The sequence below is a fragment of the Leifsonia sp. 22587 genome (assembly GCF_052044215.1).
Taxonomy (GTDB): Bacteria; Actinomycetota; Actinomycetes; order Actinomycetales; family Microbacteriaceae; genus Leifsonia; species Leifsonia shinshuensis_C.
In genome coordinates this window covers 29,733-46,529 of record NZ_JBQENB010000002.1, presented here as the reverse complement: position 1 = coordinate 46,529, position 16,797 = coordinate 29,733, and the positions used below count along the sequence as shown (strand labels likewise).

The window sequence follows — 16,797 nt, the reverse complement described above, 5'->3', positions numbered from 1 at the left end:
CGACCATGTCCGGGGAGACAGCGCACGCCGACGACCTGACCGCCGCAGCGGAGACGTTCGCGGCGGTCCGGCCGCGCCTGTTCGGCATCGCCTACCGGATGCTCGGCACCGTGGCCGACGCCGAGGACATCGTCCAGGACACCTGGGAGCGCTGGCAGAGCACCGACCGCAGCGTCGTGCGGGAACCGGCCGCGTTCCTGGCGACCACGACGACGCGGCTCGCCATCAACCAGGCGCAGTCGGCGCACGTGCGGCGAGAGACCTACATCGGTCCGTGGCTGCCCGAACCGGTCGACACGAGCGCCGACCCGCTGCTCGGCGCGGAGCGGGGCGAGGCGCTGGAGTTCGCCGTGCTCGTGCTCCTGGAGTCGCTCTCGCCGACGGAGCGCGCCGCGTACGTGCTCCGCGAGGCGTTCGACTACCCGTACGGGCAGATCGCGGAGATCATCCAGGGCACCGAGGCGTCGGCGCGGCAGCTGGTGAGCCGGGCGCGCAAGCATCTGGCCGAGCAGCGGCATGTGCGTGAGGCCGGCAGGCAGGAGCAGCGGCGGATGCTGGAGGCGTTCCTCGACGCGGCGAAGTCGGGCGACATCGCCGAGCTCGAGCGGATCTTCACCGCGGACATCGTCAGCTACTCCGACGGCGGCGGCCTTGCCCGCGCGTCGCGCATCCCCGTGTTCACCCGGGAGACGGTCGCGAAGTACGTGCACGCGTTCCACACGCGGTTCTGGGATGGGACCGTTCACGTCGTCGAGGCGAATGGCGGGCCGGCGGCGGAGCTGGTTCGCGACGGTGCCGTGGTCGCGTTCATCGCGCTCGATGTGACGGCGGACGGCATCCGCCGGCTGCAGTGGGTGCTGAACCCCGAGAAGCTGGAGCACCTGCCCGTACCGGCCTGACCTGTCACAGAACAGCCTGCTGTCTTGTCATAGCTGTTGAGAGGATCGGCGTGGCGCCGGTCCCGGGACAGGGAGGCTGTGATGCGCCGGATCCTCGTGGTCGGCGGCGGGTACGCCGGTTTCTACACCGCATGGAAGCTGGAGAAGAAGCTCCGGCGCGACGAGGCGGAGATCGTGGTGATCGATCCGCGGCCGTACATGACGTACCAGCCGTTCCTGCCCGAAGTCGCGGCCGGGTCGATCGAGGCCCGGCACGCCGCCATCCCGCTGCGCAGCCACCTGAAGCGGACCCGGCTCATCCACGCGAGCGTCACCCGCATCCACCACGCGTCGAAGACGGTGACGGTGCGGCCGAAGGACGGCGAGCCGTTCGAGCTCGGCTACGACATCGTCGTCGTCACCGCGGGCGCCGTGACGCGCACGTTCCCCATCCCGGGCGTCATCGAGAACGCGATCGGGATGAAGCACGTCGAGGAGGCCGTCGCCATCCGCGACCGCCTGCTCGACGCCTTCGACCGCGCCGCCGTGCTGCCACCCGGACCGGATCGTAGCCGTCTGCTCACGGTCGCGTTCGTCGGCGGCGGGTTCTCGGGCGTCGAGGGCTTCGGCGAGACGCTCTCGCTCGCGACCGCGCTGCTGAAGTCGTACCCCGAGCTCACGTTCGCGGACCTGTCGTTCCACCTGATCGAGGCCCGCAACCGCATCCTCCCGGAGGTCACCGACGAGCCGGGACGCTGGGTGGTGCGAGCACTGGAGCGCCGCGGGGCGCACATCCACCTGGATGCGCAGCTCGTCTCGGCCGAGGGCGGCCACCTGGTGCTCTCGACCGGTCAGGAGTTCGACGCGCACACCATCGTGTGGACCGCCGGCAATGGCGCGAACCCGGTCGTGGCCAACCACACCGATCTGCCGGTCACCGCGCGCGGATCGGTCATGGTCCGCGCCGACCTGCGGGTGGGAACGCCGGAGGCGGGCGTGCCCGACGCCTGGGCGGCAGGCGACGACGCCGCTGTGCCCGACCTCGCTTCGCCCATCGAGGGCGCCATCACCGTCCCGAACGCCCAGCACGCCGTGCGAGAGGCGAAACGGCTGGCGAAGAACATCGTTGCGACGCTCCACGGCGAGCAGCCGAAGGATTACGTGCACCACAGCCTGGGCGTCGTCGCGACTCTCGGACTCGGCACGGGGATCTTCCAGTGGCGCGGAATCGTGATCACCGGCTTCCTCGCCTGGGTGATGCACCGCGGTTACCACGTGCTCGCGATCCCGACCTGGGAGCGCAAGGTGCGGGTGCTCCTCATCTGGGCGAGCGCCGTGTTCTTCGGCCGCGACATCGTCTCGCTGCTCTCGGTGCAGCATCCGCGCCGCGCCTTCGCCGGCGAGACGGGCGACCGCGAGGTTGCCGACCGCGAGGTGGCCGATCGCGAGAGAGTCGGGAGCTTCTGATGCCTGTCGACCGTAGGATCCACCCCTCCGTCACCGCCCGCCTGTCCCGGGTCGTGTCGAACACCTCCGCCGGCCGCCGCGCCGTGGGGCTGCGCGAGGAGCTCAGGATGCGCCGGGCGCCGCTGCACTGGACGAATCTGTTTGGAGTGGTCGCCTTCGCCTGCGTGGTCGTGCTGTTCGTGACCGGGTTCATCCTGATGTTCGTGTACACGCCCTCCAGCGATCGCGTCACCTACGACGGGCCGTACCTCCCGCTCGCCGGCGCGGAGATGTCGAAGGCGCTCCGGTCGACCCTGGCCGTGACGTTCGAGCTCCCCGGCGGACTGCTGGTGCGGCAGGCGCACCACTGGGCGGCCCTGCTGCTCCCGGCGGCGCTCATCCTGCAGCTCGCCGTCACCTTCTTCACCGGAGCGTTCCGGCGCCCGCGCCGCCTCTCGTGGGTGCTTCTCTTCGGGCTCTTGATCACCGCGCTCATCGGCGGGTGGAGCGGCTACGCCCTCCCCGACGACATGCTCTCGGGCACGGGCCTGCGGATCGTCGAAGGGATCGTGCTCGGCATCCCGGTCGTCGGCACCTGGCTCTCCGCGTTGCTGTTCGGCGGGGAGTTCCCGGGGCGGATCATCGAGAACCTGTATCCCATCCACGTGGCCGTCGTTCCGGTGCTGCTCGTCGTGCTGATCGCCGCCCGTGCGCGGAGTGCGTACGTGAACGGGCCGGTGCAGTTCGCCGGGCCCGGCCGCACCGAAGAGCGCGTCGTCGGGGTCCCGGTCTGGCCGAACCTTGCCGTGCGAGCGGGCGGACTGTTCGCGCTCGTCACCGGCGGCCTGCTCCTGGTCGCCGCGACGGTCACCATCAGCCCGATCTGGCTGTACGGGCCGTCCTCACCCGGCGACGCGTCGGCGGGAAGCCAGCCCGACTGGTACACCGGGTTCCTCGACGGCGCGCTGCGCCTCGTCCCGCCCGGGTGGGAGGTGGTGTGGCTCGGCCGCACCTGGACGCTCGCCATCCTCGTCCCGTTGGCCGTCGTCGGCCTGTACCTCCTCGCCGTCGCCATCTACCCGTTCGTCGAGGAGTGGGTGACCGGCGACCGGCTGGACCATCGCATCCTCGACCGCCCCAGGAATGAGCCGACCCGCACCGGGCTCGGCGTCGCCGGCCTCGTCTTCTACGGCGCCCTGTGGGGAGCGGGCAGCGCGGACGTGGTCGCGACGCACTTCCACGTCACCGTCGAGTCGGTCGTCGCGCTGTACCAGGCGATCGTCGTCCTCGGCCCGGTCGTCGCCTTCCTGGTGACGCGGCGGGTCTGCCTCGCGCTGCAGAAGCGCGACCGGGAGATCCTCGTGCACGGGTACGAGACCGGGCGCATCGTCCGGCTGCCCGGCGGCGAGTACGTCGAGGTCCACGCGGATGTCGGTGCGGCCGAGCGCTACCGTCTGGCCGGCCCGACGGCCGTGCGAGCGGACGATGTGCGCCCGGACGAGGCCGGTCGTCTGCGACTCATGGAGAGGGTGCGCGGCACGCTCGCACGCATCTTCTTCGAGGACAGGCTGCAGCCCGTGGACGATGGCGACCCCGGTGGAGGACGAACGGATGAGGCGATCGGGCAGAGCGGGACGGAGCGCGCGGATCGGGCCACGGCGACGCGGATCGACGCGGCGTGAGGCCGAGCACGCGGCGCTTGTCGAGGGCTTTCGCGACGCGTGCCTGGCATCCGACATCGCGGAGCTCGCGCGGCTGCTCGGGCCTGAGGTTCGAGTCGTCGTCGATTCCGGGGGCGCCGAGGGCGCTCCGGGTCCGGCCGTGGGCATCACCGCCGCCGTCACCCTGCTGCGTGTCGCACTCGGCGCTCCGGCCGGTCTGAGGCTCGACCTCCGTTCCGTCAACGGGCGGCCGGGCCTGCTGGCGTCCCGCGATGGACGGCCCACCGCGGTGGTCGTCGTGGAGGGGCGACGTGGCCTGGTGGAGGGTGTGTGGCTCGTCACCGACGCGGGCAAGCTTCGGCACTGGTGAGCGACGGCGCCGGCTGGTCACACCGTGAGCGGGGTTCCGGTCATAGCTGGCGGGAAGGACGCGACCGCGTCCTCGGACACCATCCATCAAGGAGCACGACCATGAACGAACCCATCCTCGAGAACACCGAGAACACCGAGAGCACGACGGACCAGAAGCCCGTCGTCGTGCTGGTCCACGGCGCGTTCGCCGAGTCCGCCAGCTGGAACGGGGTCATCGGAATCCTGAACCGAAACGGTATCGAGTGCATCGCCGCTGCCAACCCACTGCGCAGCCTCGCGGGCGATGCGGCGTACGTTCGCGACGTCATCGCTGCGGTCGGCCGACCCGTCGTCCTGGTGGGGCACTCCTACGGAGGGCTCGTCATCTCCGAGGCCGCTGCAGGCAACCACAACGTGAGCGCGCTCGTGTACGTCAACGCATTCGTGCCCGAGCACGGTCAGACGGCGTTCGACCTCTCGACGGAGTTCCCCGGGAGCACCCTCGCCGACGCCCTCTCGCCGCGCACGCTCAGCGACGGCAGTGTGGAGCTGGTGATCCGGCCCTCCGTCTTCCGCGATCAGTTCTGCGCAGACGTGCCGGAGGAGACGGCCGCACTCATGGCGGCGACGCAGCGCCCGGTCACTCAGGCGGCGCTCACGGAACCGCTGTCTGCCGAGACGCCGGCGTGGAAGAGCATCTCCTCATGGTGCGTGTTCAGCGACCAGGACCGGAACATCCCCGTCGCGGAGCACCGCGCGGGGGCCGCGCGGGCGAAGGCTCGGGTGGTCCGTGAGGTACCGGGCGGCTCGCACGCTCTGAGCGTCTCCCAGCCGGAGGCGGTGGCGGAGGTCATCCTCGATGCCGTGTCCTCGGGCCGAGCTTCGAGCGTCGCAGCCTGATGCCTCGCGGAGCCCGAGTGGTGTGAGCAACGCCGCCGCTGGTCGCGACTTCTGGTCAGCGGTCGGCTCGCCTCCCCACGGTCACCCGGCGAAGTAGTCGCCCACCTCGTAGACGTCGAATACTTCCTTGGAGACGACAGCGGTGCCGGTCCTCCCGTCGTCGTTGACTTCGAAGATGTAGGAATCCGGGACGACGACGACTTGCCCGTCTCCCGGGGCCCCGTTCGCCGCCAGGCTCCCGTGCGAAGGCGCAAAGCGCTTGCCGACGATGATGCCGTTCGCGTGGGTCGTGCGCTCGAGATTCCGTCTGATGAAGAGCCAGGCGCATCCCGCGATGACCGCGAAGCCGCCGAGCGGGATCAGGGCGTAGATCACCAGGCCTGTCTACCATCGAACTTCTTGACTTCGCCTTCGCCGCGACAAGGGACTTTCAGCTCGGTGGATGGGGATACCTGAGCAGCCGTCGAGCGCGTGCGAACTGGCAGCCGTCAGCGCACCGGCTTCTGGTCGCCGGCGCCGGGACCGTTCTCCTCCTCGAACGCGCGCAGCTCCTTCCGCGCGTTCCGCAGCCGCAGTATCCCGAGCACGAGAACGGCGATGGCGAGAACAAGCTGCCCGACGTGGATGACGACGTTCCCGTTCGAGAAGACGAGCGGCGCGGCGAGCAGCGTCATCACCGCGCCGACCACGATGGCGGTCAAGGCGAACACCCGGGCCCGGTTGAGCGCGATTCGTTGCATGGTGAGGGAACGCTTCGGGGGCTGGGGGTCAGGTTCCGACACAGCGAGAAACTACACCCGCGCTGGTGATTCGACGGCAGACCGGCGAAGGTTCGGGCCTTACCTTCTCTGCCTGGGCCGGCGGTCGGACTCTGCTCGCGGGGCCGTGCTCGGCAGCGCCGGCTCGGGCGCCACGTCCTACTTCTTTGTCGCCGCGTTGTACGCGTCGACCACCGCGGCCGGAACCCGGCCCCGCGACGCGACCTCGTGCCCGTTCGCATTCGCCCAGGTGCGAATCGCCTGCAGGTCCGGCTTCGCTGACCTCCCGGCCCTCGCGGGGGCGGCAGCTTTCGTCCGACGGCGGCCGGCCGTGATGTACGGGGCGAGGGCCTCGCGGAACTGCGCGGCGTGCTCGGCGGACAGGTCGATCTCACGCTCCACACCGTCGATGGTGAACACGATGGTCTCACCGCTGTTGTCGTCGATCGGGGTGCCGTCGAGGTCGTCGACGAGCTGAACAATGACCTGCTGCGCCACGGAGACCTCCGATGTTGTGGTGATCTCTCCGAGGGTAGCGAACCGTGTTGCACCCCGTCACCCGCCTAATCGAGGTTCCCGTTCATGCACACAGTCGCGTGGGGTCCCGGCGCATACTGAGGGCACAGCGAGTGTCGTGCATGTCGACGTGGCCCCGCCGATACGGGGAGCACACCATGACCACAGACACCACCATCCCTCCGGCGAGCGCAGCCCTTCAGCGACCACGGATGCGTCCCTCCCGACGGATCTCACTTGCCGTCGGCATCCTGTACGTGATCACGTTCGTCTCCATCCCGACACTCGCGCTCTATGCCCCGATCAAGAACGACGTCGGCGCGTTCATCCTGGGGGCGGGAACCATCACCGCACTCCAGTGGGGTGTGCTCTCCGAGGTTGTGGTCGGCCTGGCCGGCATCGCCACCGCGATCGTGCTGTACCCGCTCACCAGACGAATCAGTCAGACCGCCGCCCTGGGCCTGGTGGCCGCGCGGCTCCTGGAGACCTGCCTCACCTTCGTGAGCGTGGTCAGTCTGCTCACGATGACGACCTTGCGGCACGACCTCGGCGGCGCCGCCGGCACCAACGCAGCGCTGACCACGACGGGACACAGCCTCCTGGCCAACTACAACTGGACCTTCCTGCTGTCCCAGAGCCTGATGCCGGTCGCCTGCGACCTGCTCCTGGGCTACCTCCTGTATCGGTCCGCCATCGTCCCGCGCATCTTCCCGATCGTCGCTTTCATCGGCGCCCCGCTGCTGCTCGCCTCCGACATCGCGGTCTTCTTCGGCGCCTACCCCCAGGTGTCCGCGCTCTCGGCCGTCGCGGCGCTTCCCGTGGCCGTATTCGAACTGTCACTCGGCCTCTGGCTGATCATCAGGGGCTTCAGGACGACGCCGCTGACGGCCGCGTTCGACGAGGACGCCCGGACCGCAGCAGCCTGAGTCGAAGGCCGGCGGGTGAAGTCCACCCGCGAGGGCTCGGGTCGGCTAGTGTCGGCGTGACGCGACGCGCGCCGACTTCGCCACCCCACCGAAGGACGACGATGACCGAACTCTCCATCCCGTTTCTCGAGCAGCAGGAGCGGGAGCTGGTGCTGCCGTCGTTCGATCTCGCCGCATCCTGGCGTCTGGGGAGCCTCATCATCGAGCGGGCGCTCGCGGCGGGCTCCGGGGTGGCCGTGGACATCCGGCGCGGTGAGCACGTCCTGTTCCGCGCCATGCTGCCGGGGACGACCGTCGACCAGCAGGACTGGATCCGCAAGAAGGCCGCCGTCGTGCACCGGTTCGAGGCGAGCAGCGCCCTCGTCGCACTGCGGCTGGCGGACGTGGACATGAAAGGGCTCGGCTGGCTGGATGCGCGCGACTACGCGCTCACCGGTGGGTCGTTCCCGATCCGGGTCGCCGGCACCGGTGTCGTCGGCGCGGTCACGGCATCCGGCCTCACCTCGGAGGAGGACCACCTGCTGGTGACCGACGGGATCCGCGAGTACCTGGCCTCCCTGTCGCACTGATGAAGGCGGCGCAGTTCAGCCGGTTCGGCGGCCCCGAGGTCCTGGAGATCGTGGACCTGCCGGAGCCGCATCCGGGGCCGGGGGAGGTGCGCATCCGGGTCCGTGCTGCCGGGGTGAACGGCAGCGACTGGAAGAAGCGCCGGGGCGAACTGGACCCGGAACTTCCGCAGACGATCGGCTACGAGGCGGCGGGCGTCGTGGATGAGATCGGCGCCGGCGTCACGGGCGTCCGGTCGGGCGACGCGGTCGCCGGCATCGGGGGAGGGGGCGCCGCCCAGGCGGAGTTCGCCGTGCTGTCGACGTGGGCGCGGATCCCCGCGTCGCTGGATTTCGTCACGGCGGCTGCCCTTCCGTCCGTCGTGGAGACGGCCGCGCGGGCTCTGGACCAGCTCGGCGTCGCGGACGGGAGCACCGTGCTCATCAACGGGGCGTCGGGCAGCATCGGCAGCGCGGCGGTGCAGTTCGCCGTGTACCGCGGCGCGCGGGTGATCGGCACCGGGAGTCTGGCGACGCACGACTACCTCCGCGGCCTGGGGGCCGAGCCCGTCGCGTATGGCGCGGGGATGGTAGACCGGGTCCGGGCGCTCGTTCCGGACGGCGTCGACCGCGCTCTCGATGTCGCGGGCAGCGGCGTCCTGGGCGAGCTGATCGAGCTGACGGGCGGTGCGGATCGGGTCGTCACGATCGCCGATCACCCGGGCGCGCAGCGCTACGGCGTCCGGTTCAGCCGGGGCGACTCCGGCCGCGCGGAGTACGCGATCTCGCTGGCCCTGCGGCTTGCGGAGGAGCGCGGGTTCCGCGTCCCCGTCGGTGCGACGTTCCCGCTCGACCAGGTCGCGGAGGCCCACCGGGTGGGGGAGTCGGGGGCCGTGCGCGGGAAGCTCGTCCTCACGGTCGCATAAGGCGCGGCGGCATCCCGGAAATCAGCGTCCACCGTCGGGTGTGCGCTGCCGGGCATCCCCTGACCCGGGGACGACCGATCGATCGACCCTCGAACTGGGGTACAGAGAATGTCCTCAGAAATGAGGACACCTAGACCGTTCCGTCCTACTCTGCCGATAGGTGAGTAAATCGCATCTAACTCTGCAGCCTATGCGTCCCCGATCAGACGCGGAGGGGGGCGAGGACCGTGGTCTCCTTCGCCGTTCATCATCACCACCGCCCACAGAAGTCCGGCCGTCACCACCACTGGTGGTTCGTCGCCCTGGCCGCCGTCGTCGCGATCGTCGCCACCGCGGTGGCCGTCGTGATCGGTGGTGGCGCGATCTACGCCGGGTCGGTCGCGAGCTCGTTCGACTCGCACGTCTCGCACATCCAGCGGGCGTTCCCGGCCGATGCGTCCCGGCCGGCCGCGACGCAGACGGGGGCGATGAACGTCCTCCTCATCGGGTCGGACTCGCGGGGCGCGCCCACCGGGACCGGGGCGGCGGGGGTGACGAACCAGCGCGCCGACACGATGATGCTGGTGCACATCGACGCCGACCGCCGGAACGTCTACGTGATGTCGATCATGCGCGACCTGTGGGTCCCCATCCCGGGCAACGGCACCGCGAAGATCAACGCGGCCCTCGCCTGGGGCGGAACCCCGCTCGCCGTGCAGACGGTCGAGCAGCTGCTCGGCACGCGGATCGACCACGTCGCCATCATCGACTTCTCCGGCCTCAAGGACATGACGGACGCCCTCGGCGGTGTGGATGTGGACAGCCCGGTCGGCTTCACCACCGTCAAGTCCCCGCACTACACGTTCGTGAAGGGGATGAACCACCTCGACGGCGCCGAGGCTCTCGCCTACGCCCGCGAGCGGTACGCGTTCCCGACCGCGGACTACCAGCGGGTGGCGGACCAGCAGGCGCTGATGCGCGCGTTCGGGTCGAAGCTGCTCAGCCTCTCCGTGCTCACCGACCCCGGAAAGCTCACGTCGTTCGCCGCCACCGCCGGTTCGTACGTGAAGGTCGACCAGGGCTTCGGCCTCCAGACGATGCTGGGCCTCGCAGCGAGTATGCGGCTGTCGGGCATGTCGAGCATCCACACGTTCACCCTCCCGACCGGCGGAACAGGGACGTCGGCCGACGGGCAGTCGATCGTGAACGTCGACCCGGCGGCGCTCGAGCGTCTGCGGGAGGCGCTGGCGAAGGATGCGCTGGGCGGCTTCACGGGCTGAGCGGGCGAACCGCCGTGGTGGTGCGCACTACCGTCGGAAAACACCTCCGGAATCTCCGACGGAACGCTCTGTGGCGGGAGATCCGTGGCGGATCGCGCCGGATCTCCGATGTACGGGGCCGGATCTCCGACGGACGGGCCCGGATCTCCGACGTGAGGGAGGCGGACGGCGTCAGCCGAGGAGGGGTACCGCCATCAGCGCGACCGCCGCGCCGCCGAGCGCCGCCTCCGCACGCGGGAGGAGCGGCAGCCGGCGTCGCGCGGCGACCGCGACGGAGACCACCGCGAATGCGAGCGCCGCCGCCGCCAGGGCCGCGATGACCGGCACACCGTGGCCGGCGTGTGCGTCGCCCACGGCGGTCGCCGCGTGGTGTCCGCCGGCCGCGACGATCAGGCCGGCCATCAGGATCGCCTGCAGGGCGCGGTGCACGGCCATCGTCCGGGCGGGATGCTCCGCGGACTCGGCACGCGGACGCAGTCGCTGGGCCAGCGCTGTTGCGACGCCGGTCGCGAGCAGGAGGGCCGCCCAGACGATCGCAGGGACGAGCGGGCGGGGGAGCAGCATGGTGTCCGCCATAGCGGCCAGCATGGCGAGCATCCCGAACCAGGTGAGCGGCGAGCGGCGGTCGGCGGTCCCGGCGACGCAGCATGCTCCCAGCGTGGCCGGGAGCATGCTGCCGAGGTGAAGGGCCTCGATCATCCGTGGTGGGAGTGGTCGCCGTGGTCGCCGTGCGAGTGGTCGCTGTGCGCGTGGTGGCCGGGCGCGCAGTGCGCGGGTGCCTCCGCCGGCACGTTGAGGGCGGGGTTCCGGCCGAAGAAGCCGTACGGCTTCAGCGTGAACTTCGCGTAGTCCACGGGCATGACCGGCCAGTCCTCGACCCGCGGGAAGTGGGTCGGGCCGAAGGTGTGCCAGAGCACGATGTCCGCGCCGTCGAGCGAGCGGTCGGCCGCCATGTACGCGGGGAGCCCGTCGCCGCCCGGGTTCTGGTTGACGAACTCGCCCGCCGGGTACCGCTCGTCGCTCGCGTACTGCGTCACCCACAGCTGCTTGGTCGTGAACGCCGCACGGGCGGTCACCGACGCCGACGGGTCCGCCATCAGCGTCGGGTTCTGCTCGGCGTGCAGCACGTAGCCGGTCGGCCTCCCGAGCCGGTTCGTCTTCTCGGTGTTGACGATGTGCCAGGTGCGCCCGACCGAGGCGTCGGCCGAGCGTGCGCCCTCCGCTTCGCTCAGGATGCGGGTCGCCCGCTTCGTGAAGGCGTTGCCGTACGGGTTCGTCTCGCTCACGGGCAGGCGCACCGCATCCACCTCGTCGACCGCGTTCGCCAGGCCGTCCACCATCATGTCGAGGCGCGCCGAGAACAGGTGCTGGTGGTACGGGGCGCCGAGCCCCGGCGCGACCTCGCTGGCCGTCGCCGACCCCTCCACGTAGGAGGAGGTGAACAGGATGCCGGTCAGCTTCGCCTCGCACTCGATCGTGCCGTCGAGGTACAGGTACCAGTAGAAGCCGTAGTCGTAGTTGCCGACGGTGGTGAAGAACGAGATCACCAGCCGCCGAGAGCGGCGCACCTCGTTGGCCGAGGTGAACAGGTCGGTGTGCTTCCACAGCGTCCCGTAGTCCTCCTCGTGGATGCAGATCGCGTTCTCGATGGTCTTCGGCCGGCCGAACTCGTCGGACACCACGGCGTCGAGGTAGCGGATCTCGCCCAGGCAGTCGCAGCCGAGCGTCAGCGAGTTGGCGAAGCGGCCGAACAGGTACTCGCCGGTGTCGAAGTAGTTCTGCCAGTAGCGCGTCGGCGACGGGTCCGCGTACGGCACCACCATCTCGGCGATGGATGCGCGGTACACCACCGGGCGCACCTCGCCGCCCTGGTCGGGGTCGGCGAAGCCCAGGGTGCGCAGGATGAGGCCCTCGCGGGCGTCGAAGCCGAGCGAGAGCGACCAGTTCGCCCAGGTGACCCGGTCGCCGTCCACCTGGAAGCTGGGACCCTCCGGCTGGGTGATCGAGATCGGCTTGAGCGTGTCGAGCGGCGCGGGCCGCTCCGCCTCGAGGTGGAAGTTGCCCGGCTCCTCGGGGACCGGCAGCTCGAACGCATCCACGACCTGGGTCGCCTGACGGGCGATCATGTCGACGTAGGCGCACAGTCCGTCGACGGGGTGCGCCCACGGGTGGTCGTCGGCGTGGTCCATCCGGAACGCGAAGACGCGGATGATCCGGCGGCCCTCCTCGCCGGGGATGTCGTACGAGCCGGGGGAGAGCGGCGCGTAGACGACCTGCTCGCTGGTCAGCCCGCGCTTGGCCAGCGCGGCCAGCCAGTCGGCTTCGGCGGCGAGGATTCCGCCGATCGCCTCGAACTCCTCCTCCAGGATGGGCACCTGGCCGCGCGACCCGTCGATCGGGACGAGCGCGATGACCTCTCCGCGGGTGAGGGAGACGGCGGCGTCGGTGCTGGCGCCGGTCGCGACATCCAGCAGCAGGATGCGCGCCTCGCGGTCCGGAACGAGTGCGTCGCCGGCGAGCGCAGCCAGCACATCCGCCTTGTCCGGCTCGAGCAGGCCGACGTACACGAAGCGGGACGTGTCGGTGGCCGCGCCGGCGTCGCGGAGGATGCGGGCCGCCGCCTCGATCTCCGCGGCGGTGAGGCTGGAGAGCGGGCCGGGGGCGGCCGTGTCGTCGTGGGGCAGGGTGATGGGCAGTTCGGTGGTCATGGTGCGAGATCTCCTAGGCGCTGATGGTGTCGATGATGTTCTGGTAGGCGTCGCGCCGGGTGCGACGCAGGATGAGGGCCTGCACGACGCCGATCACGGGGAAGGCGAGCATCGCCGCGAAGAAGGCGATCGAGAGGGGGCCGAGCACGGGGGTGCCCTTCGCATCCACGTCGCCGATCAGCAGCGGAAAGTTGTCGACGATGATGAGCGTCACGCCCACCAGGCCGAGCAGCCCGATCACGGGGGCGATGACGGTGCGCCAGAGCCCTGCTCCGGTCTTCTTCCGGGCGAAGTAGATGATGACGGCGAGGCACGTGAGCGCCATCAGCACCACGATCGCCAGCGTGGCGATGCCGCTGAACCAGGTGAACACCTGCAGCACCGGGTCGAGCCGGAACAGCGCGAAGGCGGCGATCAGCACGGCGGCCGTGACGGTCTGAACCAGCGACGACACGTAGGGCGACGAGTGCTTCCCGTGCACGCGGCCGATCATGGCCGGGAACACCGACGCGTTCGACATGGAGTGCTGGTAGCGGGTCACCACGTTGTGGAACGAGAGGACGCAGGCGAACAGGCTCGTGATCAGCAGCACGTTGACGATCACTCCGCCGACGGTGCCGAGGTAGTGCACCGCGGTGTTGACGATGAAGCCGCCGGTGTCGGAGGCGACCACGTCCACGATCTTCGCGGGGCCCCATCCCATCACCAGAGCCCAGGAGGCGAACGTGTAGAACAGGCCGATCGCGATCACGGCGATGTAGGTGGCGCGGGGGATGGTCTTCTCGGGCTCCTTGGCCTCGTCGCGGAAGATCGCGGTGGACTCGAAGCCGATGAACCCGGCCAGCGCGAACATGAGCCCGATGCCGGGGGAGCCCGAGAGCACCGTGCTCGGCTCGAACGGCGCGAGGGACAGTCCCTCCGCTCCGCCGGTGCCGATGATCACGACGCTCAGCACGATGACGATGCCGACCTCCGCGATCAGCAGCACGCCCAGCACGCGCGAGCTCAGCTCGATGTGCCGGTAGCCGAGCACGCCGACGAGGGCGATCATCGCCAGCGAGTAGACGTACCAGGGAATGTCGGGGCCGTGCAGCGCCACCACGGACGACTCGAGCGTGGCGCCGAGGTAGCCGTACACCGCGACCTGCACGGTCGTGTATGTCAGGAGCGCGAGATAGGCGGCCGCCAGACCGAGCGGGCGGCCCATCCCGTAGCCGACGTACGTGAAGAACGCGCCGGGTCGCGGGATGAAGCGGCTCATCGCGCTGAGCCCGACCGCGAAGAACAGCAGGATGATCGCACCGATCGCGAACATGCTCGGCACGCCGGCGCCGTTGCCGAGCAGCACGGCGACGGGGAAGCCGCCGCCGATGACCGTGAGCGGGGCCGCCGCGGCGACCACCATGAACACGATCGATCCGACGCCGAGCCGTCCGGAGAGCTGGCGGGCGGCGCCCGGCCCGCGCAGCGCGACCGGATCGCCGAGCAGGGTCTGAGGCTCCTGTGCAGCCGTCATGGTTCCTCCAAGGGGGAGAGGGAGTGGGTGCGGCCAGTCTCACGACGCGGTGTTGCGCGTCCGTTCCGCCCCCGTGAAGAGTCACCGCCGCCCGAATGGGACACGCGCTGTCGCATTCGGCGGTCATCCGGTCGTGACGCCGACGAAACCCGGCCGCAACACGTGCGACGTAGCCTCGCGAGCGAGGAGCACACCGTGACAGCACAGCCCCCCGTGACGGCTCTGAGCCGCGCCATCGCCGATCCCACGCCGGTGGACGGACTCCCCGCGCGCTCGCCGATGGCGGGGCTCGACCGCCGAAGTCTGTCGTTCGTGGATGTGCTGGCGCAGTCGGTCGGCGCGGTCGCCCCCTCCGCGGCGGCGGCGACCTGCCCGGTGCTCGTGGCCGCACGCGTGGGGTCGGGGACGCTGCTGGCCTTCCTGCTGGCGGGCGTCCTGATGGCCCTCGTGGCCTATGCGGTCAACCAGTTCACGCGGCGGATGGCCGCGACCGGCTCCCTGTACACGTTCGCGGCGCGGGGCCTCGGCGTCCGAGCGGGGTTCGCGACGAGCGCCGCGATGATCGTGGGCTACGGATTCGTGGCGATGTTCGCCCTCCTGGGCGCCGCCTACTACGGGCAGACGCTGCTGGCGCACGTCATGCCGGCGGTGGCCGGTTCGCGCGCGGTCGTGCTCGCCCTCCTGGCCGGGTTCGGAGCGCTGTGCCTGCTGGTGCTGTGGCGCGGCATCCGGCTCTCGACCCGTGTCACGCTGGTCATCGAGCTGCTGTCGATCGCGGGCATCCTGGTGCTGATCGTCGTGCTGCTGGTGCGGGTGCCGGCGCCGTCGTTCTGGGACGTCGCCCTCCCGCGCGGTGTAGGCATCCCACAGCTCGCAGCCGGGACGACGGTGGCGGTGACGGCGTTCGTCGGGTTCGAGAGCGCCGCGACGCTCGGCGTCGAGTCCCGGCGGCCGTTCGCGACCATCCCACGCACCATCCGGTGGACCGTGATCGCCGCCGGGGTGCTCTACCTGCTCTCCGCGTACACGCAGCTCGCCGGGTTCGACGCGCTCGGCGGCGACCTCGCGCGCAGCGACAGCCCGGTCAACGACCTCGCGGCGCGCGCGGGCGTCGAGTGGATCGGGCTGCTGCTGGATGCGGCGCTCGCCAGCTCGTTCCTGGCCTGTGCCCTGGCATCCACCACCGCTCTGGCGCGGGTGCTGTTCTCGCTCGGCCGGGAGGGCATCGCGCCCCGCGCCCTCGGGCGCACCCACCCGCGGTTCCGCACGCCGTACGTGGCGCTCGCCGTGGGCGTCGCCGCCGAGGTGGCGCTTCCGGCAGCGCTGGTGTCGGCGGGGATGGGCGCCTGGCAGGCGATGGGGGTGATCGTGGTGTGCGCGGCGGCGGGCTACATGACCGCCTACGCGCTCGTCTGCATCGCGGCGCCGTTCTTCCTGCGCCGGATCGGGGAGCTGACGATCGGCCCCGCCGTGGCCGCGGCCATCGCGGCCGCGGGGCTCCTCACCGCGCTCGGGCTCGACCTCTGGCTCGAAGGGTCCGGCGACCGGGCGGTCGCGGTGCTGCTGCTGGCCGTCGTCGCCGCCACCGCGTGGCTGCTCTGGGGAGTGTGCCGTCGCCACCGCCCGGAGGCGTTGCGCCGCATCGGGCTCTACGACGAGCCGACGACGGGGGACGTTCTCGGCGGGGCGCCATGAGCGCGATCCCCGAACTGAGCGGCCGCCAGCCCGGCGCGGTGCACAGTGCGCTCGCCGTGCTGGAGGAGGTCGCGCGGGCCGGCCCCGGGGTGACCGCCCAGCAGCTGTCGGCGCGACTGGGCCTCCCGCGTGCGACCGCCTACCGGCTGCTGAATCTGCTGGTGCAGGACGAGTACCTGGTGCGGATGCCCGACCTGCGCGGGTTCGCCCTCGGCCGCAAAGTCGCCGAGCTCGCGGACGTCGCCCAGGCCCAGGATGCCGCCGCGACGGCGCGCGAGGCGGTCGCAGACCTGCGCGCGCGCATCCGCGGCGGCGTGCACCTCGCGGTGTACCGGGGCGGGCGCGTCGTTCCGGTGGATGTGGACCCGGACTTCCCGCTCTCCGACCCGCGGCGGATCGCCTCCGACCTCAGCGTCTCCGCCCTCGGCCGGCTGCTGCTGGCGGAGGAGGCCGCCCGGACGGTGCCGTCGCCGACGCGGTTCACGACCCAGGAGGGCGAACTGACGCCCGGCTTCGGGTGCCTCGCCGTCCCGGTACGCGGCGGCGATCAGCGCCTCATCGCGGGTCTCGCCCTGGCACTGCCCGCGGCGCGGCTCGCCGATCGGGACGGACTGGTCTCGCTGGTGGCGGACACCGCGGTGCGGCTCGGTCCGCTGCTGCAGCACGCCTGACCGAGGCGGCGCTGGCCGCGCGCAGGGGAGCGGCCCCGGCG

Annotated in this window: 17 protein-coding genes; 11 read left to right on the top strand and 6 right to left on the bottom strand. The window is 71.0% G+C overall.

Annotated elements, in window-relative coordinates; genetic code table 11:
* Positions 1–5 precede the first annotated feature (5 nt).
* The 5 genes from ACTJI1_RS08165 to ACTJI1_RS08145 all read left to right on the top strand — a co-directional run bounded on the left by ACTJI1_RS08165 (position 6) and on the right by ACTJI1_RS08145 (position 5,236).
* Positions 6–899: an RNA polymerase sigma-70 factor gene (locus ACTJI1_RS08165; RefSeq protein ID WP_440742228.1), complete on the top strand. Its 894-nt coding sequence runs from the start codon at positions 6–8 to the stop codon at positions 897–899.
* An 81-nt stretch (positions 900–980) separates the two neighbouring features.
* Positions 981–2,345, top strand: coding sequence for an NAD(P)/FAD-dependent oxidoreductase (locus ACTJI1_RS08160; RefSeq protein ID WP_440742227.1), 1,365 nt, complete (start codon positions 981–983; stop codon positions 2,343–2,345).
* Positions 2,345–4,006 carry a cytochrome bc1 complex cytochrome b subunit gene (gene qcrB / locus ACTJI1_RS08155; RefSeq protein ID WP_440742226.1) on the top strand — a complete coding sequence of 554 codons (1,662 nt, stop codon included), beginning with the start codon at positions 2,345–2,347 and terminating at the stop codon, positions 4,004–4,006. The genes ACTJI1_RS08160 and qcrB overlap by 1 nt, the downstream gene beginning before the upstream one ends.
* A 139-nt stretch (positions 4,007–4,145) precedes the next feature.
* Positions 4,146–4,355, top strand: coding sequence for a hypothetical protein (locus ACTJI1_RS08150; RefSeq protein WP_440742225.1), 210 nt, complete (start codon positions 4,146–4,148; stop codon positions 4,353–4,355).
* 101 nt (positions 4,356–4,456) lie between these two features.
* Positions 4,457–5,236: an alpha/beta fold hydrolase gene (locus ACTJI1_RS08145; protein WP_440742224.1), complete on the top strand. Its 780-nt coding sequence runs from the start codon at positions 4,457–4,459 to the stop codon at positions 5,234–5,236.
* Between the two features lie 81 nt (positions 5,237–5,317).
* Here the strand turns inward: ACTJI1_RS08145 and ACTJI1_RS08140 are convergent, their stop codons facing one another.
* The 3 genes from ACTJI1_RS08140 to ACTJI1_RS08130 form a co-directional block, all read right to left on the bottom strand.
* On the bottom strand, positions 5,318–5,611 hold the full coding sequence (locus ACTJI1_RS08140) for a hypothetical protein (RefSeq protein ID WP_440742223.1): 294 nt from the start codon (positions 5,609–5,611) through the stop codon (positions 5,318–5,320).
* Between the two features lie 113 nt (positions 5,612–5,724).
* The gene (locus ACTJI1_RS08135; RefSeq protein ID WP_440742222.1) at positions 5,725–6,018 is read right to left on the bottom strand and encodes a hypothetical protein; all 294 of its coding nucleotides are present in this window, start codon (positions 6,016–6,018) and stop codon (positions 5,725–5,727) included.
* A gap of 135 nt (positions 6,019–6,153) precedes the next feature.
* The gene (locus ACTJI1_RS08130) at positions 6,154–6,492 is read right to left on the bottom strand and encodes a histone-like nucleoid-structuring protein Lsr2 (RefSeq protein WP_440742221.1); all 339 of its coding nucleotides are present in this window, start codon (positions 6,490–6,492) and stop codon (positions 6,154–6,156) included.
* A gap of 176 nt (positions 6,493–6,668) precedes the next feature.
* Here ACTJI1_RS08130 and ACTJI1_RS08125 point away from each other — a divergent pair, with 176 nt between their 5' ends.
* From ACTJI1_RS08125 to ACTJI1_RS08110, 4 genes are all read left to right on the top strand, one after another.
* The gene (locus ACTJI1_RS08125) at positions 6,669–7,436 is read left to right on the top strand and encodes a DUF4386 domain-containing protein (protein WP_310128065.1); all 768 of its coding nucleotides are present in this window, start codon (positions 6,669–6,671) and stop codon (positions 7,434–7,436) included.
* A gap of 101 nt (positions 7,437–7,537) precedes the next feature.
* Positions 7,538–8,005, top strand: coding sequence for a heme-degrading domain-containing protein (locus tag ACTJI1_RS08120; RefSeq protein WP_310128066.1), 468 nt, complete (start codon positions 7,538–7,540; stop codon positions 8,003–8,005).
* Positions 8,005–8,907, top strand: a complete 903-nt coding sequence (locus ACTJI1_RS08115; protein ID WP_440742220.1) for an NADP-dependent oxidoreductase — start codon at positions 8,005–8,007, stop codon at positions 8,905–8,907. Before ACTJI1_RS08120 ends, ACTJI1_RS08115 begins: the two co-directional genes overlap by 1 nt.
* 227 nt (positions 8,908–9,134) lie before the next feature.
* The gene (locus ACTJI1_RS08110) at positions 9,135–10,166 is read left to right on the top strand and encodes an LCP family protein (protein WP_310128068.1); all 1,032 of its coding nucleotides are present in this window, start codon (positions 9,135–9,137) and stop codon (positions 10,164–10,166) included.
* 171 nt (positions 10,167–10,337) lie between these two features.
* Here the strand turns inward: ACTJI1_RS08110 and ACTJI1_RS08105 are convergent, their stop codons facing one another.
* The 3 genes from ACTJI1_RS08105 to ACTJI1_RS08095 are packed head-to-tail and all read right to left on the bottom strand — an operon-like array spanning position 10,338 to position 14,390.
* Positions 10,338–10,865, bottom strand: a complete 528-nt coding sequence (locus ACTJI1_RS08105; protein ID WP_440742219.1) for a hypothetical protein — start codon at positions 10,863–10,865, stop codon at positions 10,338–10,340.
* Positions 10,862–12,874: a primary-amine oxidase gene (locus ACTJI1_RS08100; protein ID WP_440742218.1), complete on the bottom strand. Its 2,013-nt coding sequence runs from the start codon at positions 12,872–12,874 to the stop codon at positions 10,862–10,864. Before ACTJI1_RS08100 ends, ACTJI1_RS08105 begins: the two co-directional genes overlap by 4 nt.
* Positions 12,875–12,887: 13 nt before the next feature.
* On the bottom strand, positions 12,888–14,390 hold the full coding sequence (locus ACTJI1_RS08095) for an APC family permease (RefSeq protein ID WP_310128071.1): 1,503 nt from the start codon (positions 14,388–14,390) through the stop codon (positions 12,888–12,890).
* Between the two features lie 195 nt (positions 14,391–14,585).
* On the opposite strand from ACTJI1_RS08095, the gene ACTJI1_RS08090 reads away from it, so the two are divergent.
* Positions 14,586–16,085: an APC family permease gene (locus ACTJI1_RS08090; protein WP_440742217.1), complete on the top strand. Its 1,500-nt coding sequence runs from the start codon at positions 14,586–14,588 to the stop codon at positions 16,083–16,085.
* Entirely contained in the window at positions 16,082–16,756 is a 675-nt protein-coding gene (locus ACTJI1_RS08085; RefSeq protein ID WP_310128073.1) for a helix-turn-helix domain-containing protein, read from the top strand. The genes ACTJI1_RS08090 and ACTJI1_RS08085 overlap by 4 nt, the downstream gene beginning before the upstream one ends.
* Positions 16,757–16,797 lie beyond the last annotated feature (41 nt).